General features: G+C 70.8%; 19 protein-coding genes and 1 tRNA gene. 12 read left to right on the plus strand and 8 right to left on the minus strand.

The window, feature by feature from the left end; translation table 11 throughout:
• Positions 1 to 186: 186 nt before the first annotated feature.
• Positions 187 to 1,839 (plus strand): SulP family inorganic anion transporter, encoded by a 1,653-nt coding sequence (locus AB0N73_RS02225; protein ID WP_363559891.1) that lies wholly within the window; start codon positions 187 to 189, stop codon positions 1,837 to 1,839.
• 2 nt (positions 1,840 to 1,841) lie between these two features.
• Entirely contained in the window at positions 1,842 to 2,723 is an 882-nt protein-coding gene (locus tag AB0N73_RS02230) for a formylglycine-generating enzyme family protein (RefSeq protein ID WP_363559947.1), read from the plus strand.
• A 9-nt stretch (positions 2,724 to 2,732) separates the two neighbouring features.
• Here AB0N73_RS02230 and AB0N73_RS02235 read toward each other — a convergent pair whose 3' ends face one another.
• From AB0N73_RS02235 to AB0N73_RS02245, 3 genes are read right to left on the minus strand one after another with little or no spacing between them, the layout of a single operon-like run.
• Entirely contained in the window at positions 2,733 to 3,674 is a 942-nt protein-coding gene (locus tag AB0N73_RS02235; protein WP_363559893.1) for an HAD family hydrolase, read from the minus strand.
• Positions 3,671 to 6,022: an arylsulfatase gene (locus AB0N73_RS02240; protein WP_363559895.1), complete on the minus strand. Its 2,352-nt coding sequence runs from the start codon at positions 6,020 to 6,022 to the stop codon at positions 3,671 to 3,673. The genes AB0N73_RS02235 and AB0N73_RS02240 overlap by 4 nt, the downstream gene beginning before the upstream one ends.
• Before the next feature lies 1 nt (position 6,023).
• The gene (locus AB0N73_RS02245) at positions 6,024 to 6,524 is read right to left on the minus strand and encodes a DUF1269 domain-containing protein (RefSeq protein ID WP_363559897.1); all 501 of its coding nucleotides are present in this window, start codon (positions 6,522 to 6,524) and stop codon (positions 6,024 to 6,026) included.
• A 202-nt stretch (positions 6,525 to 6,726) separates the two neighbouring features.
• Here AB0N73_RS02245 and AB0N73_RS02250 point away from each other — a divergent pair, with 202 nt between their 5' ends.
• The 8 genes from AB0N73_RS02250 to AB0N73_RS02285 all read left to right on the plus strand — a co-directional run bounded on the left by AB0N73_RS02250 (position 6,727) and on the right by AB0N73_RS02285 (position 14,290).
• A complete protein-coding gene (locus tag AB0N73_RS02250; protein WP_363559899.1) occupies positions 6,727 to 7,131 on the plus strand; it encodes a DUF6325 family protein in 405 nt (134 codons plus the stop codon).
• A 10-nt stretch (positions 7,132 to 7,141) separates the two neighbouring features.
• Positions 7,142 to 7,438, plus strand: coding sequence for an SHOCT domain-containing protein (locus AB0N73_RS02255; RefSeq protein WP_363559901.1), 297 nt, complete (start codon positions 7,142 to 7,144; stop codon positions 7,436 to 7,438).
• A 119-nt stretch (positions 7,439 to 7,557) separates the two neighbouring features.
• Positions 7,558 to 10,029: a LuxR C-terminal-related transcriptional regulator gene (locus AB0N73_RS02260; RefSeq protein WP_363559903.1), complete on the plus strand. Its 2,472-nt coding sequence runs from the start codon at positions 7,558 to 7,560 to the stop codon at positions 10,027 to 10,029.
• Between the two features lie 82 nt (positions 10,030 to 10,111).
• Positions 10,112 to 10,315 (plus strand): hypothetical protein, encoded by a 204-nt coding sequence (locus AB0N73_RS02265; protein WP_363559905.1) that lies wholly within the window; start codon positions 10,112 to 10,114, stop codon positions 10,313 to 10,315.
• A gap of 50 nt (positions 10,316 to 10,365) precedes the next feature.
• Positions 10,366 to 11,088: a GAP family protein gene (locus AB0N73_RS02270; RefSeq protein ID WP_363559907.1), complete on the plus strand. Its 723-nt coding sequence runs from the start codon at positions 10,366 to 10,368 to the stop codon at positions 11,086 to 11,088.
• Positions 11,089 to 11,113: 25 nt separating this feature from the next.
• Positions 11,114 to 11,950 carry a mechanosensitive ion channel domain-containing protein gene (locus AB0N73_RS02275; RefSeq protein WP_363559909.1) on the plus strand — a complete coding sequence of 279 codons (837 nt, stop codon included), beginning with the start codon at positions 11,114 to 11,116 and terminating at the stop codon, positions 11,948 to 11,950.
• 82 nt (positions 11,951 to 12,032) lie between these two features.
• Positions 12,033 to 13,616 (plus strand): solute carrier family 23 protein, encoded by a 1,584-nt coding sequence (locus AB0N73_RS02280; protein ID WP_363559911.1) that lies wholly within the window; start codon positions 12,033 to 12,035, stop codon positions 13,614 to 13,616.
• A 2-nt stretch (positions 13,617 to 13,618) separates the two neighbouring features.
• Positions 13,619 to 14,290, plus strand: coding sequence for a GAP family protein (locus AB0N73_RS02285; RefSeq protein ID WP_363559913.1), 672 nt, complete (start codon positions 13,619 to 13,621; stop codon positions 14,288 to 14,290).
• A gap of 42 nt (positions 14,291 to 14,332) precedes the next feature.
• Here the strand turns inward: AB0N73_RS02285 and AB0N73_RS02290 are convergent, their stop codons facing one another.
• The 4 genes from AB0N73_RS02290 to polA all read right to left on the minus strand — a co-directional run bounded on the left by AB0N73_RS02290 (position 14,333) and on the right by polA (position 20,568).
• Positions 14,333 to 15,091, minus strand: a complete 759-nt coding sequence (locus AB0N73_RS02290; RefSeq protein WP_363559915.1) for an SGNH/GDSL hydrolase family protein — start codon at positions 15,089 to 15,091, stop codon at positions 14,333 to 14,335.
• Positions 15,092 to 15,101: 10 nt separating this feature from the next.
• Positions 15,102 to 16,139, minus strand: coding sequence for an LLM class flavin-dependent oxidoreductase (locus tag AB0N73_RS02295; protein ID WP_363559917.1), 1,038 nt, complete (start codon positions 16,137 to 16,139; stop codon positions 15,102 to 15,104).
• Positions 16,140 to 16,203: 64 nt separating this feature from the next.
• Positions 16,204 to 17,877: a DUF885 domain-containing protein gene (locus tag AB0N73_RS02300; RefSeq protein WP_363559919.1), complete on the minus strand. Its 1,674-nt coding sequence runs from the start codon at positions 17,875 to 17,877 to the stop codon at positions 16,204 to 16,206.
• Between the two features lie 48 nt (positions 17,878 to 17,925).
• Positions 17,926 to 20,568 carry a DNA polymerase I gene (gene polA / locus AB0N73_RS02305; RefSeq protein WP_363559921.1) on the minus strand — a complete coding sequence of 881 codons (2,643 nt, stop codon included), beginning with the start codon at positions 20,566 to 20,568 and terminating at the stop codon, positions 17,926 to 17,928.
• 128 nt (positions 20,569 to 20,696) lie between these two features.
• Between polA and AB0N73_RS02310 the strand changes: the two genes are divergently transcribed.
• Positions 20,697 to 21,053, plus strand: a complete 357-nt coding sequence (locus AB0N73_RS02310; RefSeq protein WP_363559949.1) for a hotdog fold thioesterase — start codon at positions 20,697 to 20,699, stop codon at positions 21,051 to 21,053.
• Positions 21,054 to 21,098: 45 nt separating this feature from the next.
• On the opposite strand, the gene AB0N73_RS02315 is transcribed toward AB0N73_RS02310, so the two are convergent.
• A complete protein-coding gene (locus AB0N73_RS02315; protein WP_363559923.1) occupies positions 21,099 to 21,713 on the minus strand; it encodes a response regulator in 615 nt (204 codons plus the stop codon).
• Between the two features lie 172 nt (positions 21,714 to 21,885).
• Between AB0N73_RS02315 and AB0N73_RS02320 the strand changes: the two genes are divergently transcribed.
• Positions 21,886 to 21,968: transfer RNA gene (locus tag AB0N73_RS02320), tRNA-Leu, on the plus strand.
• Positions 21,969 to 22,072: the final 104 nt, after the last annotated feature.

Here is a 22,072-nt window from a genome sequence, read left to right on the forward strand (position 1 = left end):
CACACGTCGAGTCAACCATCTCCGCGCCGCTGACGTGACGAACGAGTGAGCGGCACCGCTGTCGCACCTCACCCCCTTCGGGCGAAGAGCGGTCGCCCTCCCCCGTCCTAACCTCGACTCACCGGCGCCGCGTGGGCTGTCGGGAGACGAGGGGCGCGACGTCATGGCGAAGAAGGTCGCGACGGCATGACGCACGCCGACGCGCGCGGCGGGCGGAGGATCCGGTGGCCGTGGCTGGCGCCCACGCTCCGCTCGTACGAGGCGTCGAACCTGCGCCACGACGTGTTGGCCGGTATCACCGCGGGGGCCGTCGTGATCCCGCAGGCCATGGCTTACGCCACCATCGCGAACCTGCCCGTGCAGACCGGGCTCTACACGTGCATCGTTCCCATGGCGGTGTACGCGCTCCTCGGCGGGTCGCGCGCCATGAGCGTGTCGACGACCTCGACGATCGCCACGCTCACCGCGACGACGCTGGTCACCTCCACCGTGGCGGCGGAGTCGGCCGCGGCGACCGGCGCCGACGCGGTGCCCGCGGATCTGATCACTCTCACGCTGCTGGTCGGCGTGATCCTCCTCGTCGCGCGGTTGTTCGTCCTCGGAGCCGTGGTCGAGGTGATCAACCGCCCCACCCTCACCGGCATCCAGGTCGGCGTCGGCGCCACGGTCGCCGTGGGTCAGCTGCCGAAGCTCCTGGGCGAACAGGACGAGCCGACCGGGCACGGATTCATCCGCTCCCTCGTCGCCGTGGCCGAAGCAATCCCCCGCGCCAACCTCGGCACGATGCTCCTCGGTGCCGCATCGGTGCTGGCGCTGCTGCTGCTGAAGCGGTTCGCGCCGAGGATCCCGGCGCCGCTGATCGTGGTGGCCGGCGGGATCCTCGTCTCGGCGTTCGGGGTGTCGGCCGCTGTCGGGATCGACCTCATCCCGGCGGTGGGGCAAGGCCTCCCCCTCCCCCACCTGCCGTCGTTCGCCCACATCCCCGCGCTCCTGCCCGGCGCCTTCGCGATCGCCGTGATGGCCTTCCTCGAATCGGCGGCGGTCGCGCGCGGCATCCGCGACCCCGGCGACCCCGCGATCGACAGCAACCGGGAGCTGATGGCTACGTCCGCGGCGAACCTGGTGGGCTCGTTCTTCCAAGCCCTGCCTGCGGCGGGCGGCTTCTCGCAGAGCGCCGTGAACAAGAACGCAGGCGCTCGCACGCAGGTCGCGACGCTCGTGACGGTCGCGCTGGCCGTGATGGTGGGCCTCTTCCTCGGACCCGTCCTCTCGCTCCTGCCGCAGGCGACGCTGGCGGCCCTCGTGTTCGTCGCCGTCCTGGGGTTGATCGACATCCGCGCCATCGCGCGGCTGTGGCGCATCAGAAAGGGAGATTTCTGGATCGCGATCGCCGTCACGGTCGTCGGTCTCACCGCGGGCCTGCTGGCTGCGGTCGCGACCGGGGTCGTGGTGACGCTCCTGATGGTGCTGCGGGCACTGAACCAGCCCCGCATCCGCGCCGAAGACCACGGCTCGGCGCTCGTCGTCGTCCTCCTCGCCCCGCTGTACACCGCGAACGTCCTCGGAACGGAGCAGGCCGTGATCGCGGCGGCCGACGCGCATCCCGAGGCGCGCCGTATCGTCGTGGACATGAGCCGGATCGAAGAGACCTCCACGACGGTGCTCGACACCTTCGCCGACTTGGATCGCGAGCTCGCGGGCACAGGACGCACCCTGCATCTGGCGGCCCTCCCCGAGGCCGCCGCGCGCACGGCACAGGGAACCGACTGGTACCGCGGACTCGCCGCCGGGGGACGAACGCACCCGACGACCGCCGACGCGCTCGGGAGGACGTCATGAGCATGGTGTCGCTCCCCGGCGGCACCTTCACGATGGGTTCCGGCGCCTTCTACGCGGACGAGGGCCCGGTGCACGAGCGCACCGTCGCGCCGTTCGCGATCGATGACGCACCGGTGACCAACCGGCGCTTCGCCGCGTTCGTCGACGCGACCGGTTACGTCACCGTGGCCGAGGAGGAGCTCGATGCCCGTCTCTTCCCACAGCTGAGCAATGCGGAACGCGCACCCGGATCGATGGTGTTCACCCCCACGGAGGGGCCCGTGGACCTGCGGGACTGGCGACAGTGGTGGGCGTGGGTCCCCGGCGCCCGATGGCGTGAGCCCTTCGGCCCGGGCAGCGACATCTCGGACATACTCGACCACCCAGTGGTGCAGGTCGCCTACCGGGACGCGCAGGCGTTCGCCGCCTGGGACGGGAAGCGCCTTCCGACGGAGGTGGAGTGGGAGTATGCCGCCCGGGGCGGTCTCGACGGTGCCGACTTCACCTGGGGCGACGAGCCCGATGCCCCCGACGCGCTCCTCGCGAACCACTGGCAGGGCCGCTTCCCCTACCTCAACACGGGCGCGGCCGGATGGGTCGGCACGTCGCCCGTCGCGACCTTCCCGGCGAACGGCTTCGGTCTCTTCGACATGACGGGGAACGTGTGGGAGTGGACGGACTCCCCCTACGCCGCGCGACACCTCCCTCCCGGGTCCCGGGCGCCCGACCGCGGCGATCGCCCCGATCTCGCCGCACCCGTGACCGAGACCTCTCCCCGCCGGGTGCTGAAGGGCGGGTCGCATCTGTGCTCCCCCGAGTACTGCCTGCGCTACCGACCTGCGGCACGCTCGCCGCAGTCCGACGACACGTCCATGACGCACATCGGATTCCGGTGCGCACGATGAGCGCGAGAGTCAGTCTCCGACCGGGAAGACGGCGTTCCAGTCGTCGCGGACGCTGACGATCGTGAAGCCGGCCCGGGCGGCCTGGCCGAGCGCCGCCTGCGCCCCGGTGTCGTAGGACTCATCGCCGCGCCCGCTGTCGTCGTGATGGACGAGCAGGCTCAGTGATCGCGGATGCGCCTGCACGTACCGGAGCATCGGGATGTCCCCATCCGAGTTGCCGACCGCGAGGACCGGGCGTCGGCCGATCCTGCTCCAGATCCGCACCGGCTTCTCGGGGCCGTCGTCCAGGAAGCCGAACGTCGTGCCGTACCGCACGTCGTTGCGTGCCCCGTCGTAGGTGAGACCGACGGCGGATCCGATCACGCGTTCCGGCGGGATGCCGTAGTTGTGCTCGGTCATGGGCCGCATGAAGTCCCTGTCGCCGCCGGAGACGATGTAGCAGGTGATGCCGCGCGCGTCGAGGAAGCCGAGGAGCTCCACCATGGGCTGATAGACCACGCCGGCGTACGGCCGCCGGAGGACGGGGTGTCGTGCGTCGCGGAAGAAGTCCTCCACCGTCCGGCGGTAGTCCTCGACGCCCATGGCCGCGGTCGTCCGCAGGAGGGCGGCGATCATGACGCGGAGGGCGGTGTCGTCGCCGGCCTCGTGCGCGTCGATCGCACCGGCGAGCCAGCTCAGATCTCCCGACAGCGCCGCGCGATAGGGCTGCTCGGGGGCGAGGCCCGGATCGGCGCGTGCTGCCGCAGCCCACTGCTCGACGATGAAGTGCAGCTGCGTCGGCATGGGCTTCTCGGTCCAGAGTGTCCCATCGTTGTCGAACACCGCGATGCGCTCGGCCGGGGCGAGAGCGCCGGGCCCGGCGGTGATCGCCTCGACGAAGTCGAGGATCGCCGGCCGGGTCGGGGTGTCGCGCCAGGACGGCAGCGGATCGTGCACGGCGCCGGGACTCACTGCTTGAGCATGGCCACGGCGAGCCGGTGCTCGTCGTCGATGAGGTGCGAGTGGTCGTCGTCACCGAGATCGATCCGCACCCACCCGATGTCCCCCGTGAACGCGTTGCCCGTCGCCGCGTAGTCGGGCGACACGGGCGAGGCGAGATCGACGCCCACATCCACCGTCTCGTCGAAGGTGAACTGGAACGGGATCGTGCGCGTGACACGCCCCTCCCCCACTTTCGTGTCGTCGACGAACAACGTGACGGTGCCGCCCTTGCCGAGTCCCCCGCCGTCGTAGCCGAAATGCGCGCGCAGCTCGTGCGATCCCGTCGGGACGAGTGTCTCCGACCGGACGATGTCGGTCTGGATGCCGAGCAGGTTGTAGGCGAACGCGAGCGCGCCCTCTCGGACGTAGAACGACCACCCTCCGTACGCCCCGCCCTGGGCGATGATCACCCCCTCCGCCCCGGACTCCCCGATCGTCGTCCGTGCGGTGACCGTCCACGACTTGTTCTTGATGTTGATCGTCGTGTTCTCGCTCAATCGCCGCATACCGGGATAGAAGGTCTGGGACGTGCCGACGACGAGCTGCGGCCGCCCGGCCAGGTCGGGGTTGAACCGCTCTGCCGTCCGGATGTCGAGGGGCAGGACGTTGAAACGGGCGGCTTGGATGAGGAAGAGCTGCTGCAGGTGAGCGAGGCGCTCCGGCTCCTCGGCGGCGAGGTCGGTGGACTGCGTCCAGTCCTTGTCGACGTGGTAGAGCTCCCAGCGATCCTCGTCGAGTCCGTGATCGGAGCCGAGCCAGGGATCCTTGTGCTTGGCCACCGCCGTCCACCCGCGATGGTAGATCGCGCGGTTCCCCACCATCTCGAAGTACTGGGTGACGTGCCGCTCCTCCGCCTGCTCATCGTCGAAGGTGTAGTTCATCGCGGTGCCCTCGTAGGGACGCTGGGTGACGCCGTTCACCGTCTCCGGCTCCGGGATGCCGGCCGCCGCCAGGACCGTCGGTGCGACGTCGATCACGTGACTGAACTGGTGTCGGATGCCGCCCTTCTCCACTCCGCCGCCGGGCCAGCTGACGATCGTGCCGTTCCGCGTGCCGCCCCAGTGACTCGCCACCTGCTTGGTCCACTGATACGGAGTGTCCATCGCGTGGGCCCAGCCCACGGCGTAGTGGTTGTACGACGCCGGCGTGCCGATGTCGGCGATGTGGTCGGCCACGTACTGCTCGGTCTCGAGGTCGTTCATGTGGTTGATCGTGAAGCCCTCGTTGGTCGTGCCGTGCATCGACCCTTCGGCGCTGGCGCCGTTGTCACCGATGATCACGTAGACGAGCGTGTCGTCGAGGATGCCGAGTTCCTCATAGGCGTCGAGAAGACGACCCACGTGGTGGTCCGCGTAGGCGAGGAATCCCGCGTACACCTCCATCTGGCGCGCGAGTGCGGGCTTGATGAGGTCGCTCATCTCGTCCCACGCGGGGATGCCGGGGCTCCGCTCGGTGAGCACGGCGTCGGGCGGGATGACCCCGAGCTCGAGTTGGCGCGCGAACGTCTCGGCGCGCAGCGCATCCCATCCCTGGTCGAAGGCGCCCTTGTACCGGTCCGCCCACTCCGCGGGAACGTGGTGCGGCGCATGCGTCGCCCCCGGTGCGAAGTAGGTGAAGAACGGGACGTCCGGCGCGAGCGACTGCTGCGACCGGGTCCAGGCGATGGCCTTGTCGGTCATGTCGCCCATGAAGTGGTACCCCTCCTCCGGGGTCCCCCATGGCTCGACGGGCGTCGTGTTCTCGTACAGCGCGGGATACCACTGGTTCGTCTCGCCGCCGATGAAGCCGTAGAAGTACTCGAACCCGTTGCCGGGTGTCGGCCATCCGTCGAAAGGGCCGATCGCGCTGGCCTGCCAGACCGGCACCTCGTGGCACTTGCCGAACTGGGCGGTGTTGTAGCCGTTCAGCTTGAGGGTCTCCGCCAGCGGCGCGCAGCTGTTGGGGCGGACCGAGCTGTACCCGGGCGCCGACGTCGCGATCTCGGTGATCCCGCCCATCCCGACGGTGTGATGATTGCGCCCGCTCAGCAGCGCCGCGCGCGTGGGCGAACAGAGCGCCGTGGTGTGGAACCGCGTGTACTTCAAGCCCGCAGCCGCGACGCGTTCGAACGTCGGGGTGTGGACGGGTCCGCCGAAGGCACTGGATGCGCCGAACCCGGTGTCGTCGATGAGGACGACGAGCACATTCGGCGCGCCCTCGGGCGGCCGGACCGGCTGGATCGGCGGAAACCGGGTGTCGGGGTCCGTCGCGTCGTAGGTGACGGTGCCTGTGAAGGCGAGGTCGGGAAGCGGCAGGTGGGAGCGCCGACGGTCGGACATGTCAGCCCCGCGGGCCGGCGTCGAGGTCGTGGATCAGGGCCTTCTCGTCCTCGGCCGACAGCGACGTCTGCACCACCGTGCCCCCGTACGGCGCGAGCGCCGCGGCGAACTTGTCCTCGGTCAGCTTGGTGGCGTAGAGGACCACGGCCGACCGCCCGGCGGTGACCGAGCTCTTGACCCGCTCACGGAACTCGGCGTTCAGACCGGTCTTGTCGATGCCCGCGAACAGCGCTCCGAACAGCCCGCCGAAGACCAGCCCGACGAAGGGGACGAAGAAGAGGATGCCGATGAGTGTTCCGAACAGCGCTCCCCCCGCCGCACCGAGCCCGACGTTGCCCACCGCGCCGGGATGCTGCACATGGGTCTTGCCCTCGCCGTCGACGGTCACCAGCGCGAGGCCGGCGAGCTCGACGACGAGATCGTTCTGGAGCACCTGGATCTCGTTGTAGGCCGCTTCGGCCTGGGTCTCGGAGTCGAAGGAGATGACGATCAGATCAGCCATGGGGTTCCTTTCCGGAGTCGACGGGCAACGCCGACCGACGAGTGCACAGCGCCTGCCGTCGCTCGGAAGGCCGATGCGGTGCGTGGTCCGATCAGTATCCGCGCGCCCCCAGCCCGGCATATCACCCCATGCGGGCGATGTTCCCCCGCGGTGCCCGCACGAGGGTGGACACCACAGCCCGATACCCGGAGAGGACGCACCCATGGCCGAGGAATACGGACCCCTCGAGTTCGTCGTCGTGGTGATCCCCGACGATAGCGCGGCTCCCGCCGTCCTCGCCGCGGTCGGCGGGCAGCTGGACAACGCGGGTGTGCGTCTCCTCGATGCGCTGATCATCCGGCGCAGTCGCAGCGGAGATGTGGATTTCGCCGAGCTCGCGGACGACGACCTCGCCGACACCATGCTCGGCGCCCCCGGGCTCGCCGCGGAGGAGGATGCCCTGCATCTGGCGGCAGCGCTGCCCGCCGGTCAGACGGCGGTCCTGCTGGCGATCGAGTCGGTGTGGCTGAAGAACCTCGTCGGCGCGGCGGACGCCGCCGGTGGCCACGTCGTCGTCGCCGACCGGATCCCCGCGGCCGTGGTCAACGCCATCGCCGCCACGAGCTGAGGAGAAGACGATGCCGCTCATTCGACGTTTCGGCCGACCGGGCCTGTTGGGGCTGGCGGCGCGCACCGCCGTCGTCGCCGGAACCGCGACCGCGGTCTCCGGCGGCATCATGCGCCACTCCGCGCGCCGCGCCCAAGAGGATGCCGAGCAGGCCGAGATCGAGACCGCTCTGCAGCAGCAGAGCGTGACGGCGCCGTCACCGGGGCGCGACATCGTCGGCGAACTGCAGAAGCTGAGCACGCTCCATGCACAGGGAGCGATCGACGACGCCGAGTACTCCGCCGCCAAGGCCAAGCTCCTGACCTGACGACCGCGGCCCTGGTGCCGCGGTGGCACGGGAGATAGCCTGGCTGCGCGTACCCGAAGCGCACTGGTCACGGATCTGTGTACGGGGGGCTCATGGGGGATGTCCGAGGATCGATGCACGTGCGCTCGGGGGACGGTGCGGCCGGGTCTGCGCATCTGCTGGGGCGCGATCGGCTGACGCGCATCGTGTCGGCGCTGTCGGGGCCCGACGTGCGCGCGATCGTCGTGTGGAGCGGCGCCGGCACGGGCAAGAGCACGCTGCTGGACGCCTGGGCGCGGACGCTCGAACAGGACGGCCACGCGCTGACGCGTGTCAGCGGAGACGCGCTGGAAGCGGGCCACATCGCGGAGCCCGCGGCCCCCGGCGGTCAGCGCGTCCTCATGATCGACGACGTCCATCGTGCGCCGCGCCATCTCGCCGACGCCGTGTTCGAGGCGCTGCTCGCGCGCGACGATCTGCGTCTCGTCGTCGCGGGACGCCACAACCCCGGACGCAGCCTCACCCATCTCGCGGCCACCGGGCGCCTTCTCGAACTGCGCTCCGACGATCTCGCGTTCACGCCGGAGGAATGCCTCGCGCTCGCGGCCTCGCACGGCCTCGTCCTCGACCAACACGACGTCGACGCCGTCATGCGGCGCACCGGCGGGTGGATCACCGGGCTGTCCCTCGTGTTGCCGCTCGCGGCACGCTCGTCGGATCCGCGGGCTCAGCTGCGGCACTTCGCCAGCGACAACCGCGCCGTAAGCGACTATCTCGCCTCCGAGGTGCTGAGCGCGTGCTCCGACCGCGAGCAGCGCCTCCTCCTCACGGCCGCTGTGGCCGGTGTCGTCCCGCTCCCGCTCGTCGTCGAGCTCGCGGGGGAACCCGCCGCGGGCGCCCTCCTGGTCGACCTCTCCCGCCGCCTGATGATGCTGACGATCGCCGACGAGCAGGTCGTCTTCCACCCCGCGCTCGTCGACTTCCTCCGCGCCGAGGCGCGCAATCGCGATCTCCCCCGCTTCCAGCACGACCACGCCCGCGCGGCGCAGTGGTTCGCGGATCGCGGCGACGGAGCGCGCGCGTTGCGCCACGCGATCGTGTCCGGCGACACGCAGGTCCTGCGCACGCTCCTGGCCGCTGTCGCGGTGGATCTCGTCCTGAGCGGACACAGCGCGCCGGTCCTCGCTGCGGTGGACGCGATCCCGGAGCGGGACCACGGCCTCACCGAATGCACCGCGCTCCTCCTGTGCAGCGTGCCGTTCACGGATCGTCTGGCGGTCGATCGCCTCCTCCGGCGGGCGGATGCGGCCGCGCTGCACACCGACGACCCCATGGGGCGGACCCTTCTCGCGGCTCTCCACGTCCTGGCCGCGCCGGCGACGCCCGAGGTCGATGAGCACCTGGCCGCACTCACCGCAAACGCCGGTCGGACGGCACGCCGGCGGTGCTTCGGCGTCGACCTGCTCTGCACCGGAGCGGAGGGTCTCGCCGCGATGACACGCGGCGAGACGGCGGGCGCAACCGAGACGCTGCGCGCGGTCGCCGATTCCGCCCACCATGCCGGCTATGTCTGGCTGTCCTGGCAGGTGTCGCTGGCGGCGGCCGACGGTGCGCGGGCGGCCGGTGCCTGGGAAGAAGCGGCACTGGTCGAGGACACGCTGACCGAGCGCGCCGAGAGCGCGACCCGCTCGGTACCCGGGCGGGTGCGCGACGCTGCGGTCGTCATCGCGGCGGGGCGCCGCTACGAGCGCTGCCTGCCGCTTCCCGCGGACCCGCTCGAGAGCATCATCCGCACCGACGGCGTCGACGGCGCCCTGGGACTGCGGGTCCCCGCCCAATCCCTGCTCCTGCTCGATGCGCTGGACGAGACCGGGAGCGCGCGCGACACGGTCGACGAGCTCGAGGGGCTCCTCCGAGCCTCCGGCCGCCAGTACCCGCGCCTGCTCGCCGCCGCCCTGTTCCGCCTCTGCCAGGTCCGTGTCGAACGCGATGGCCGGGCCGCCGCGCGCGCCCTGATCGACGTCGCGGAGCCGATCCTCGGTGCCGCGGCCCTCGAGATCGGGCTGGCCCGCTTCATCGTCGAGTCTCCGGTCGACGCGAGCGCGTCCGATCGCCTGCTCGCCGCGGCGCGTGCGCGGGTCCCGTCCTGGCACGCCGGGGCGACCGTCAGCGCGTGGCTGCTGCTGGCGACGCACGCCGAGGCACGCGGCCGAGCACTCGAAGCGGATCGTCGGCTCCTCTCAGCCCTGGCGCACGCGAAGCGATTCGGCACGATCCGCCCCTTCCGCGCCCGCGGTGACGAGGGCGCCGCACTCCTCACCGCCCGTCGTGGCCGGCTCGGGCCGCTCGAGCCGTTCGCGGCGCTCATCCTCGAGCGATGCGTCCCTCCATCCGAGGGCGCCGTCCATAGCGCCGCCCTCGTGCATCTCACCAACCGTGAGCGCGACATCCTCCAGGAGCTCCCGCTCCATCAGTCGCTGGCGGAGATCGCCGCGCGCCAGCACCTCAGCTCGAACACCGTGAAGACGCACGTCCGGGCGATCTACCAGAAGCTCGGCGTCGCCGAACGGAGCGCCGCCGTCAGCGCCGCTCGCGACCTCGGCCTGCTGTGACCCTCAGGAGTCACCCGCTGTAGGTGAGGTGCCGCGGGCGAGCGCTGACCACAATGGCCTCACGGCACACGAGGAGGGAGGCGTGGTGAGACGCTACGAGATCCGGCTCCCCTACGCACGGTCCGACAACCTCGCCGCCGCCTTCCCCGAGATGACCGCCGTCGCCATCGGCCCCACGGTGACGCTTCTCACCGGTGTTCTGCACGATCAGACCGAGCTGCACGGTCTGCTGCAGCGGATCGCCCACATGGGGCTCGAGATCATCGAGGTCCGACAGGATGCCTGACCCGAGCCCCTTCGCCGACTCCGCACGACGCCGTGTTCAGGATGGACGCCATGGCCGATCTGATCGTCTCGTTGCTCCCGCTCGCGCTGGGAATCGTCATGAGTCCCCTGGCGATCATGGCGCTCGTGGCGGTGCTGTTGTCCCGGCGTGCCCGCGCCAACGGGATCGCCTTCCTCACCGGGTGGGTGTCCGCCGTGGCACTGGCGGTCGGGGGTTCCTTCTGGGTGCTCGGTCTGCTGGATCTCCACGACGTCGGCACACCGCCGGTCTGGGTGGCTCTCGTGCGGCTTCTGCTCGGCCTTCTCCTCCTGGCGGGCGCGGGGTGGGTGTATCGCAAGGGCACACGGCACGCGAGGCGGATGGCGGCCGCCGAGACACCCGCGCAGGTGACGGCAGCCGCTCCGCAGCTCCCCGGCTGGCTGCGGAGCGTCGAGACGTTCACGCCGGCGCGTTCCTTCGCGCTGGGGCTGGGCATCTTCCTCTTGAATCCCATCGACCTCTCCTGCGCCGTCCTGGCGGCGCTCGACACGCGGTTGGCGGCCCTCGCCCCGACAACCGACGCCGTGGTGCTGATCGCGTTCGGGGTGGCCTCGGTTCTCCCGATCGTCCTCCCGGTCGTCCTGGTCCTCGTCCGTCGGGAAGCCGCCGCGCCGGTGCTCGCCCGCGTCCGCACGTGGATCGCGTCGCACACCAGCGTGCTCAACGCCGCACTCGTCCTGGTGATCGCGGTGCTGCAGCTCCAGAAGGCCGTCTCGGCGCTGTTGTCGTCGTGACGCCGGCGATCCAGGCGGTGTCATCGTGAGCAGCGTGCCCCCGGAGCTCGGCGATCTCCTCGCCTCCCCGTCGGTCAGCGGGTGGGATCTCGCCCTCGCCGCCGCGTCGATCGTCGTCGCCTGGATCGTCGCGGTCATCGCCAAGAAGGCGGTGCTCGCGCTCCTGCGGAAGCTGCAGGGCATCACCGAGGGCGCCGCGATCCTCACCGCGCGGATCGTGAAGTACGCGATCCTGCTGCTCGGCGTCGGCGTGGCCTTCGCCTTCCTGGGCGCGTCGATCCAGCCGCTCATCGCCGTCGCGATCGTCGTCGTCGCCGTCATCGTCCTCGCGCTGCGCGGTGTCTCGCACAACTTCGCGGCCGGCGTCGTGCTGCAGTCGAGGCACCCGATCAAGGTGGGCGATGAGATCACCGTCGCCGACGTCACCGGCACGGTCAGGGAGCTCAACGGCCGCAGCGTCGTGATCGTGACCCGGGACGGCCGCACCGTGCACGTCCCCAACGCGCAGGTGCTCGAGAGCCCGCTGTCGAACCACTCCGAACGCGGGCGGAGGCGATCGGACGTCCAGGTGAGGGCGCGCGCGTCGGTCACCCGCGTGGACGATCTCTCGGCGACGATCACGGATGCCGTCCACGCCGTCGTCGGCGTCCACACGCGCGAGCCGGTCGCCGTTCTCGTGCAGACGGTGGAGCCGGAGCGGCTGACGCTCCTGGTCCGATTCTGGCACCATCCGTTGGCGGCTCCCGCCGTCGTCTCGCCCGTGGTCGCCGGGATCGCCGCGGCTCTGACCGAGCAGGGCATCGCCGCCACGGTGACCTCCGACATCCCGGTCCCACCCCTCACCCTGCCTCCGGAGGTCTGACATCGCCGCTTCATCCACGACGCAGCGCCGGCCTCTGGCGGGCCTGACCTGGCGCAACGCCCTGACCGAGAGCATCGCCGGTGTGACGCTGCTGGCGATCGCCGTGCCGTTGAACATCGGCTACGCCCAGATCGCTGGTCTCCCGCCCACCGCGGGGCTGTACGCGCTCGTGGTGCCGGCCATCGTGTACGCGCTCGTGGTCTCGTCGCGCCAGCTGGTCGCCTCCCCCGACGCGGCCGCCGCGGCGCTCGTCGCGTCATCCATCGGCGGACTCGCCGTCGCGGGCAGCGCCGACTACCTGACGATGGCGCTCGCGCAGGCGGTCATCTCGGGGGTGCTCTTCCTCCTCGCGGCGGTCTTCAAACTGGGGTTCCTCGCCACCTTCCTCTCCAAGCCGATCCTCGTCGGGTTCGTCGGCGGGCTGGCGCTCGACATCCTCGTCAGCCAGCTCGCGAAGATGCTCGGGGTGTCGATCGACTCCGGCGGCGAGTTCGTCGACAAGCTCGTCGGTCTCGTCACGGGTCTGCCGACGCTGAACGGCTGGTCGGTGCTCATCGCGGGGCTGTCCGTCGTGGTGCTGCTGGTCGGGCGCCGCCTGGCGCGCGCGGTCCCCTGGGCGCTGATCGTCCTGATCGTCGCGACCGTCGTCGTCGTCACCACCGGCCTCGAGCGGGAGGGCGTGGCCGTCCTCGGCCCCGTCGACGCGGGTCCCCCCGCTCTCACGTGGCCCGTCCTCGACTGGTCCACATGGCTCGCCCTCATCCCGTCGGCGATCGCGCTCACGATGGTCACGATGGCGGAGGGCCTTCTGGTCGCCCGCAGCTACGGCGAGAAGCGGGAGTACGCCACCAGCCCCAACCGCGACCTGCTCGCCTTCGGCGCGGCGAACATCGCCTCCGGCGCGTCGGGCGGCTTCGCCGTCGGATCGTCGACGTCGCGCACCGCCGCCATGGACCAGGCCGGCTCGCGCACGCAGCTGCCGACGCTCATCGCCGCCATCGGCACCTTGCTCCTGCTCCTGTTCGGCACCGGGCTCCTCGAACACATCCCCTCCCCGGCGATCGGGGCGATCGTGGGCGTCGCCATCCTCCCGCTGCTCGGCATCGCGGACTTCCGTCAGCTCTGGCGGCAGGACCGGTTCGAGTTCGTCATCGGCGCCGTCTGCTTCCTGGTGACCCTGCTCATCGGCGCGATCCCCGGCATCGTCGTCGCCTTCGTGCTGGCCCTGATCAATCTCGCGCAGCGCACGTCCACACCCGCGATCGACGTGCTCGCCGCCGACGGCGAGCCCGGCTCGTCGCTTCTGAACCCCGCCCCGCCGGGCACGTCGACGGCGCCCGGCGTCGTCGTCATCCGGATGGCGGCGCCGCTGTTCTTCGCGAACGGCACCGTTCTCTCCGACGCCGTGAAGCGCGCCGTCACGGCATCGCCCGCGGTGCGCCACGTCGTGCTCGACCTGGAAGCCGTCACCGACATCGACGTCACCGGCGCGGAATCGTTCGCCGCTCTGAAGACCTGGCTCGCGGAGCACTCCGTCGCGCTCTCGTACAGCCGACCCCGTCAGCAGATCATCGACCGTCTGCGCGCGCTCTCGCTGCTCGCCGACGAAGCGGTCTTCCCCACGAACCGTGCGGCCCTCGCCGCCCTCACCACCGAGAAGAGCTGACCATGGGTGCTGTCATCGGAGAGATCCTCCCCCTGGCGCTGGGTATCGCGATCAGTCCGATCCCCATCATCGCCGCCATCCTCATGCTGCTCTCCCCCCGGGCACGCGGCACGAGCCTCGGCTTCCTCCTCGGGTGGGTGCTCGGGATCGTCGTCGCCGTCGTGGTGTTCACCCTCCTGTCCTCGATCCTGCCGGATGAGGACGACGGCGGGTCGAAGCCCGTCGCCGGGGTCATCAAGCTCGTGCTGGGAGCGCTGCTGCTGCTCCTCGCCATCCGGCAGTGGCGCGCACGGCCACGCGGCGACGCCGAGCCGGCGCTGCCGAAGTGGATGTCCGCGATCGATTCGATGACCCCGTTCCGGGGCCTGGCGCTCGGGTTCGTGCTCTCCGCGCTCAACCCCAAGAACCTGCTCATGGGGGTGGCCGCGGGCGTCGCCGTGGGGTCCGGGGATCTCCGCATCGGCGACGAGGTCATCGCGATCGCCGTCTTCACCGTCCTCGCGGCATCGACGGTCGCGGTGCCCGTGCTCGGTTACCTCGCCGCGTCCGCGAAGATCAGCGGCGCCCTCGAAGCGCTGCGGAAGTGGCTGGTGCACAACAACGCCACCGTCATGGCGGTCCTGCTGCTCGTGCTCGGCGTCGTCACGATCGGCAAGGGCATCGGTAGCTTCTGAGACGCGTGGCGACGCGCGGGGCGGGCGCCGCCGCCCGCAGCTTCACGCGCGCGGCTCGACCGTGGTCCACGCGCCGTACTTCGCCGCGCGGCCGTCGCCGGACGAACGCCCGGTGAGCCGGCGCTGCACCCACGGACCCACGTGCTGGCGGTAGTAGGCCAGGCCCCCGCTCCGGCGGGCGGCACCGGCCGGCAACGACCACCACCCCTCCGGCACCGTCTCCCCCAGTGCGTCGAGGACGCGAGCGGCGACCCGGTGATGCCCCCTCGCGTTCATGTGCAGTCGGTCGTCGGACCAGTAGGCGGCGGCCGACAGCTCGGTGTCGGGCCAGTTGAGCGCGCGCACGACATCGGGTCGATCCTCGACCCGCGCGACGACCTCGGCCGACAGCTCGTCGCCGCGGCGCTGGATCAGGCGGCTCATCGGAAGGTGCGGCGAAGGGTTCGCGCCCGACAGCAGGATGACGCGGACGCCCTCCTCGTCGCAGCGCGCGAGCACGCGGCTGAACGCGTCCGCGACGTGCGAGATCGCTGTCCGCGGACGCAGCATGTCGTTGCCGCCGCCGTTGAACGAGAGATGCGTGGGACGCAGCGCGAGGGCGGGCTCGAGCTGCTCCTCGACGATGGGCCAGACCAGCTTGCCGCGGATGGCGAGATTGGCGTACTCGATCGCCGCACCCGACGACCGCGCCCAACCCTCCGCCACGAGATCGGCCCACCCGCGGACGGAGCCGTCGGGACGCTCGTCTCCCACGCCCTCCGTGAAGGAGTCTCCGATGGCCACGTAACGGATGGTGCTCACCCGTCCGAGCCTAACCCGCCGACTCGGCGAGCAGCTCGCGCACCCGCGGCACGACCTGCGTGCCGTAGAGCTCGATCGAGCGCAGCATCCGCTCGTGCGACAGCGTGCCGTTGGAGTACTTCAGGTCGAACCTGTCGAGATCCAGCACCCGCACGGTCGCCGCGAGCTTCCGCGCCACGGTCTCGGGCGAGCCGACGTACATCGCCCCCTCGGGTCCGACGTCGTGCTGGAACTGGGCGCGGCTGTAGGGCGGCCAGCCCCGCTCGCGACCGATCGCGTTGCGGTTGATCTCGATCGCGGGGTACGCCTGCTCCATCGCCTCCTCGTCGGTGTCCGCGATGTGCCCCGGGGAGTGGACGCCGACGGGCAGCCGCTCCGACCCGACCGCGGCGAGCGAACGGTGGTAGAGATCGACGAAGGGCCGGAACCGGGCCGCGGATCCGCCGATGATCGCGAGCATGAGGGCGTACCGGTGCTGTGCGGCGCGGACCACGGACTCCGGGGAGCCGCCGACCCCCACCCAGGCGCGGAACCCGTTCTCGGTCTTGGGGAAGACGTCCGCATCGCGCAGGGCGGCGCGGGTGCGCCCCTCCCACGTGACGGGCCGCTCGTCGCGGAGGCGGCCGAACAGCTCGAGGCGCTCCTCGAACAGCTGCTCGTAGTCCGCCAGGTCGAAGCCGAACAGCGGGAACGACTCGATGAACGATCCTCGTCCGAGGATGACCTCGGCGCGCCCGTTCGAGACGGCGTCGAGCGTGGCGAACCGTTCGTAGACGCGCACCGGGTCATCCGAGGAGAGGACGGTCACAGCCGTGCCGAGATGGATGCGGCTCGTCCGCGCGGCAGCGGCCGCGAGCACGATCTCGGGGCTCGACACCGCGAACTCGGCGCGGTGGTGCTCCCCCACCCCGAAGAAGGCGAGCCCCACCTCGTCGGCGACGACCGCCTGCTCGACGACGTTGCGGATCGTCTGCGCGTCGCTGAGCAGCGCGCCGTCCGATCCCGCCGTCACGTCACCGAACGTATCCAGCCCGAATTCCACCGTCATGACACCCTCTTCCATTCAAGTGCATGGAACAGCGGCGCCGGCGTGGGCATTCCCGACGGTGCGCTCACACCCGGAGTGCGGCGCGCAGCGTGTCGAGCCCCACGCCGCCGACGTCGAGCGCCCGCTTGTGGAAGTCCTTGATCGAGAACGCGGGACCCGCAGCCTCCTGCGCCTCGTCCCGGATCTGCTCCCAGATGCGCTGCCCGACCTTGTACGACGGCGCCTGCCCCGGCCACCCCAGGTACCGGTTCACCTCGAACTGGATGAAGGCGTCCGACATGTTGACGTTGCGTCGCATGAACGCCAGGGCGTAATCGTGGTCCCACACGCCGTCGCCGTCCGGTCGCGGCTTGCGCAGATGCACGCCGATGTCGAGGACGACCCGGGCGGCACGCATGCGCTGACCGTCGAGCATGCCCAGACGGTCGGCCGGATCGTCGAGGTACCCGAGCTGCTCCATGAGCCGCTCGGCGTACAGCGCCCAGCCTTCGGCATGACCCGACGTCCCCGCGAGAAGTCGACGCCACGAGTTCAGCTGCGACCGGTTGTAGACCGCCTGGGCGATCTGCAGGTGATGCCCGGGCACGCCCTCGTGGTACACGGTCGTGAGCTCGCGCCACGTGTCGAACTCGGTGACGCCCTCGGGCACCGACCACCACATGCGTCCGGGGCGCGAGAAGTCGTCGGTGGGGCCGGTGTAGTAGATCCCGCCCTCCTGGGTGGGCGCGATCATGCACTCCAGCCGGCGGATCGGCTCGGGGATGTCGAAGTGGGTGCGACCGAGCTCGGCGACCGCGCGGTCGCTGGTCTCCTGCATCCACCGCTGCAGGGCGTCCGTGCCGTGGAGCTTGCGGGACGGGTCGGCCTCGAGGTGGGCGACGGCCTCTTCGACGGATGCGCCCGGGAGGATCTCATCGGCGATGGACTCCTGCTCGGCGACCATGCGCGCGAGCTCCTCGACACCCCACTCGTAGGTCTCGTCGAGGTCGATCTCGGCGCCGAGGAAGCGCCGGGAGTGGAGCGCGTACAGCTCGCGTCCCACCGCGTCGTCCTCGACGGCGGCGGGAGCGAGCTCGTCGGCGAGGAAGCGGCCGAGGTCGTCGTAGGCGACGCGGGCAGCGCCGGCCTGGTCGGAGAGCTCCCGGGCGAGCGAGGCGGGGAGCTGACCCTCGGCCGGGGCGGCATCGGCCGCGAAGGTGGCGAAGAAGCCCGTGTCGGCGGTGTACCGCTCGAGCTGCGTCAGCACCTCGGTCACCTGGCGTCGTGCCGGCACCACGCCGCGCGCGATGCCCTCGCGGAGCGTAGCGATGTAGCCGTCGGTGGCCGCGGGGACCGCGCCCAGGCGTCGGGCCACCACGTGCCAATCGTCGACCGAGTCGGTGGACATGAGGTCGAACACCGCACGGATGTCCTGCGCGGGAGAGGCGATGACGTTGAGGTCGCGCAGCGATGCCTGCGCGTCGTGGAGCTCGATGTCCAGGCGGAGCTCGCGGGAGAGGTCGTCGCGGGTGATCCGGTCGATGTCGTCGACGGGTGTGGCCGCGTCCAGCACGGACAGCGTGGTCCGGGCGGCCTCGACGGCCCGCTCGGCCCCGTCGGGCGAATAGTCGCCGAAGCGGTCGTCGTACTCGGAGCGACCGATGTAGGTCGCCGTCGTCGGTGAGAGCTCGGCGACCGTGTCGATCCAGGCGTCGGCGATCGCGTCGATCGGGGTGGGCGTGCGTGCGCTGTCCGTCATATCCCCGAGCCTACGCCGGGCGTCGGAGATCGTCAGCGGGCGCCGCGGTCAGTGGCCGGCGGCGTGCCAGTTGGCGCCGCGCCCGATCTGCACGTCGAGCGGCACCGACAGCTCGGCCGCATCGCCCATCCGCTCGCGCACGATCTGCTCGACGGTGTTCCACTCCCCGGCCGCCACCTCGACGACCAGTTCGTCGTGGATCTGCAGAAGCACGCGGGAGGTGAGCGAGCGTGCCCGGAACTCGTCGTGGATGCGGAAGAGCGCGATCTTCATGATGTCGGCCGCGCTGCCCTGGATGGGGGCGTTCAACGCCGCACGCTCGGCGTTCTCCCGCAGCACGCGGTTGGGGCTCGTGAGGTCGGGGAACGGCCGGCGACGGCCGAAGATCGTCTCGGTGTAGCCGTCGATCCGCGCCTGCTCGACCGAGGAACGCAGGTAGTCGCGCACCGCACCGAATCGCGTGAAGTACTCGCCCATCAGCTGCTTGGCCTCGGACTGCTCGATCCGGAGCTGCTTGGAGAGCCCGAACGCCGACAGCCCGTACACGAGGCCGTACGACATCGCCTTGACCTTGTTGCGCATTGCCGGCGTCACCTCGTCCGGGGTGACGCCGAACACGCGCGCGCCGACGAACCGGTGCAGATCCTCGCCGGTGCGGAACGCCTCGATGAGCCCCGGGTCCTCGGAGAGGTGCGCCATGATGCGCATCTCGATCTGGGAGTAGTCGGCGGTCAGGAGGGTCTCGTAGCCGGCGCCGACCTCGAACGCCGACCGGATGCGACGGCTCTCCTCGTTGCGGATCGGGATGTTCTGCAGATTCGGGTCGGTGCTCGACAGGCGTCCCGTCTGCGAGCCGGTCTGCAGGTAGGTCGTGTGGATGCGGGCGTCGTCGCCGATCGCGGCGTCGAGCGTCTCGATGATCTGACGCAGCTTGGTGGCCTCGCGGTGCTGCAGCAGCAGATCGAGGAAGGGGTGCGGGTTGGACTCCTGCAGATCCGCGAGCACCGCCGCATCCGTCGAGTACCCGGTCTTGGTCTTTCGGGTCTTGGGGAGCTGCAGCTGCTCGAACAGGACGTCCTGCAGCTGCTTGGGCGAGCCGAGGTTCACCTCGCGGCCGATCGCCGCGTAGGCGTCGGCGGCCAGAGCGTCGGCGCGGGTGGCGAGCTCGCCGGAGAAGCTCGCGAGCGTGTCGTGCGAGACCGCGACGCCGGCGATCTCCATATCGGCGAGAGCGCGCAACGTGGGCAGCTCGATGTCGGTGAGCACCGCCGCGAGGCTCCCGTCGAGGGCGTCGCGCAGCGCCGCCGTCACGCGACGGGTGTACCAGGCGAGCTGCCCCGGCGTCGCGCCCTCGGTCTCGGGGACGAGCTGCGAGGGGTCGGACTCGGGGAGCTTCTCTCCCAGGTAGCGGTCGACGAGGTCCGCGAGGTTCTTGTCGGGAAGGCTCGGGCGGATGAGCCACCCGGCGAGCAGCGGGTCGAAGGCGAGGGCGGTGACCTCCAGACCCGCGCGCCGGAGGGCCTTGACCTGCCCCTTCGCGTCGGTCATCGTCAGGGCGGCGTCGGACGCGAAGCGGGGCGCGACCGCGGCGGCCACGGCATCCGTCCAGGACGCCTCGACGGCCGCGTCCGCGTTCGCGAAGCCGATGCGCTCCGGCAGCCCCCCGGCGACCGTCACGGTCGCGCCGAGCTCGTCGTCGCCCGCGTCGTCGAGCCACCGACGCAGGGCGTCGGCGTCGAGCTCGGCGGGAACGGGGGCCGCCACCGTCGGCAGGGCGTCCTCGGCCGGGTCGCCCGCGTCGGTGCCGGTCGCCTCGAACACCCGCGGCAGGAGCGTGCGGAACTCCAGGCGCGAGAAGATGTCGCGGACGGCTTGTGCGTCGATCGGACGGATGGCCAGGTCGGCGGGGGCGACGGGAAGCTCGACGTCGCGCAGCAGGCGGTTGAGCGAGCGATTGCGGCGCACGTCCTCGATGTGCTCGCGCAGATTGTTGCCGACCACGCCCGTCACCTTGTCGGCGTTGGCGAGCAGCTCGTCGAGCGACCCCCACTGGGTCAGCCACTTGACCGCCGTCTTCTCGCCCACCTTGGGCACGCCGGGGAGGTTGTCGCTGGTCTCACCGACGAGCGCCGCGACCTCGGGGTACTGCGCCGGCGGCACCCCGTAGCGCTCCTGCACGGTCTCGGGGGTGTAGCGCTTGAGCTGCGAGACGCCCTGCACGCTCGGGTAGAGCAGGGTGACGTCGTCGGTGACGAGCTGGATGGTGTCGCGGTCACCCGAGCAGACCAGCACGTCGAATCCCGCCTCCGCGCCCTGCGCGGCGAGCGTCGCCAGGATGTCGTCGGCCTCGATGTCCTCCTTGGTGAGCACCGTCACCTGCATCGCACGCAGGCACTCCTGCAGCAGCGGGATCTGGCCGGAGAACTCGGGCGGGGTCTCGCTGCGGGTGGCCTTGTACTCGGGGTACTGGTGCGTGCGGAACGAGACGCGGGAGGTGTCGAAGGCGACGGCGATGTGCGTGGGGCGCTCGGCCTTCCAGAGGTTCACGAACATGGACAGGAACCCGTACACGCCGTTCGTGTGCTGGCCGTCTTTCGTCGTGAAGTTGTCGACGGGCAGCGCGTAGAACGCGCGGAACGCGAGCGAATGGCCGTCGACGACCAGAAGAGTAGGCTTTGCGGAGTCCGTCACTCCCCCAGCCTAATCAGCCCGACGGACACCACGATCCGAAGCGGAGAGCTGTGACGACCGACACGTCCTCGACCATCGACGGCCTCGAGTGGGTGCGGCGCCGCGGCACCGGCGCCCTCGCCGAGAAGATGGGCCTCGAATGGATCGAGTTCACCGAGGAGCGCGCGGTCGCATCGATGCCCGTCGAGGGCAACACCCAGCCGGTCGGCCTCTTCCACGGCGGCGCGTACGTCGTGCTCGGTGAGTCGCTCGGCTCGATGCACGCCAACTTCCGCGCCGGCGAGGGCCGCCTGGCGGTCGGCATCGACATCAACGCGACCCACACGCGCTCCGCGGTCAGCGGGCGGGTGACGGGGGTCTGCACGCCGATCCACATCGGCCGCTCGCTCACGGTGCACGAGATCGTGCTGTCGGACGATCAGGGCCGTCGGTGCTCGACGGTGCGCATCACCAACATGATCAAGAACGCGCCGGCCTCGAACTGAGACCGGCGCGTCGGGTCGGATGCGGCATCGCGCCGCATCCGGACGTCACTTCTTGGGAGCCAGCTGCTCGATGATGGCCTTGGCCACGTCCTGCATCGTCAGACGGCGGTCCATGGACGCCTTCTGGATCCAGCGGAAGGCCTCGGGCTCGCTGAGGCCCATCTTCTCGTTGAGCAGGCCCTTGGCGCGGTCGACGAGCTTGCGGGTCTCGAAGCGCTCGACCATGTCGGCGACCTCGGCTTCGAGCGTGATGATCTGCTCGTAGCGCGCCAGCGCGATCTCGATCGCGGGCAGCAGGTCGTTCGGGGTGAACGGCTTGACGACGTACGCGAGGGCGCCCGCCTCGCTCGCGCGCTCGACCAGTTCCTTCTGGCTGAACGCGGTGAGCAGGACGACGGGGGCGATGTGGTTCTTGTTCAGCTTCTCCGCGGCGCTGATGCCGTCGAGCTGAGGCATCTTCACGTCCATGATCACGAGATCCGGGCGGAGATCGGTGGCCAGCTGCACGGCCGTCTCCCCGTCGCCGGCCTCGCCGACGACGTCGAAGCCGTTGTCGCGGAGGATCTCGACGATGTCGAGACGGATCAGCGACTCGTCCTCGGCCACCACCACGCGGCGGGGGGTGGACGACGAATTCGCGGTTGCTTCCTGCTCAGTCACCTCTGAATCCTACGGCACCGCGAGCCGGGCGTTTCGGAGGTGCCGCCGCGCGGCGCGCGCGGCGATCTTCCTGCCCCACGGAAGAGGGTCTGCCGAGCCGGTCCCGACGGGCAGGGAGCGGGCCCGCTGCGCGCGTGCGATAGGGTCGATCCCGGCCGTTTCGGCGGCCGCGGCCGGCGTGGCGGAATGGCAGACGCGACCGACTCAAACTCGGTTACTCGAAAGGGTGTGTGGGTTCGACTCCCACCGCCGGCACAGACGAGAAGAGGGCCCGCCCCGGTGGGGGGGGGGGCGCGGGGCCCCCCCGCGGCCGGAGCGACCGGTGCGGCCGCAGCGGCGGGCACGGCCGCCGGCTGCGC

The organism is Microbacterium sp. NPDC089189 (assembly GCF_040685095.1).
Taxonomy (GTDB): Bacteria; Actinomycetota; Actinomycetes; order Actinomycetales; family Microbacteriaceae; genus Microbacterium.

What these genes read in the sequence shown, in the direction of transcription:
- AB0N73_RS02270 (WP_363559907.1), top strand. Translation starts at nt 10,366, where the DNA reads ATGGCCGATCTGATCGTCTCGTTGCTCCCGCTCGCGCTGGGAATCGTC.
- AB0N73_RS02225 (WP_363559891.1), top strand. Translation starts at nt 187, where the DNA reads ATGACGCACGCCGACGCGCGCGGCGGGCGGAGGATCCGGTGGCCGTGG.
- AB0N73_RS02295 (WP_363559917.1), bottom strand. Translation starts at nt 16,139, where the DNA reads ATGACGGTGGAATTCGGGCTGGATACGTTCGGTGACGTGACGGCGGGA.
- AB0N73_RS02285 (WP_363559913.1), top strand. Translation starts at nt 13,619, where the DNA reads ATGGGTGCTGTCATCGGAGAGATCCTCCCCCTGGCGCTGGGTATCGCG.
- AB0N73_RS02300 (WP_363559919.1), bottom strand. Translation starts at nt 17,877, where the DNA reads ATGACGGACAGCGCACGCACGCCCACCCCGATCGACGCGATCGCCGAC.
- AB0N73_RS02255 (WP_363559901.1), top strand. Translation starts at nt 7,142, where the DNA reads ATGCCGCTCATTCGACGTTTCGGCCGACCGGGCCTGTTGGGGCTGGCG.
- AB0N73_RS02240 (WP_363559895.1), bottom strand. Translation starts at nt 6,022, where the DNA reads ATGTCCGACCGTCGGCGCTCCCACCTGCCGCTTCCCGACCTCGCCTTC.
- AB0N73_RS02310 (WP_363559949.1), top strand. Translation starts at nt 20,697, where the DNA reads ATGGGCCTCGAATGGATCGAGTTCACCGAGGAGCGCGCGGTCGCATCG.
- AB0N73_RS02245 (WP_363559897.1), bottom strand. Translation starts at nt 6,524, where the DNA reads ATGGCTGATCTGATCGTCATCTCCTTCGACTCCGAGACCCAGGCCGAA.
- AB0N73_RS02230 (WP_363559947.1), top strand. Translation starts at nt 1,842, where the DNA reads ATGGTGTCGCTCCCCGGCGGCACCTTCACGATGGGTTCCGGCGCCTTC.
- AB0N73_RS02250 (WP_363559899.1), top strand. Translation starts at nt 6,727, where the DNA reads ATGGCCGAGGAATACGGACCCCTCGAGTTCGTCGTCGTGGTGATCCCC.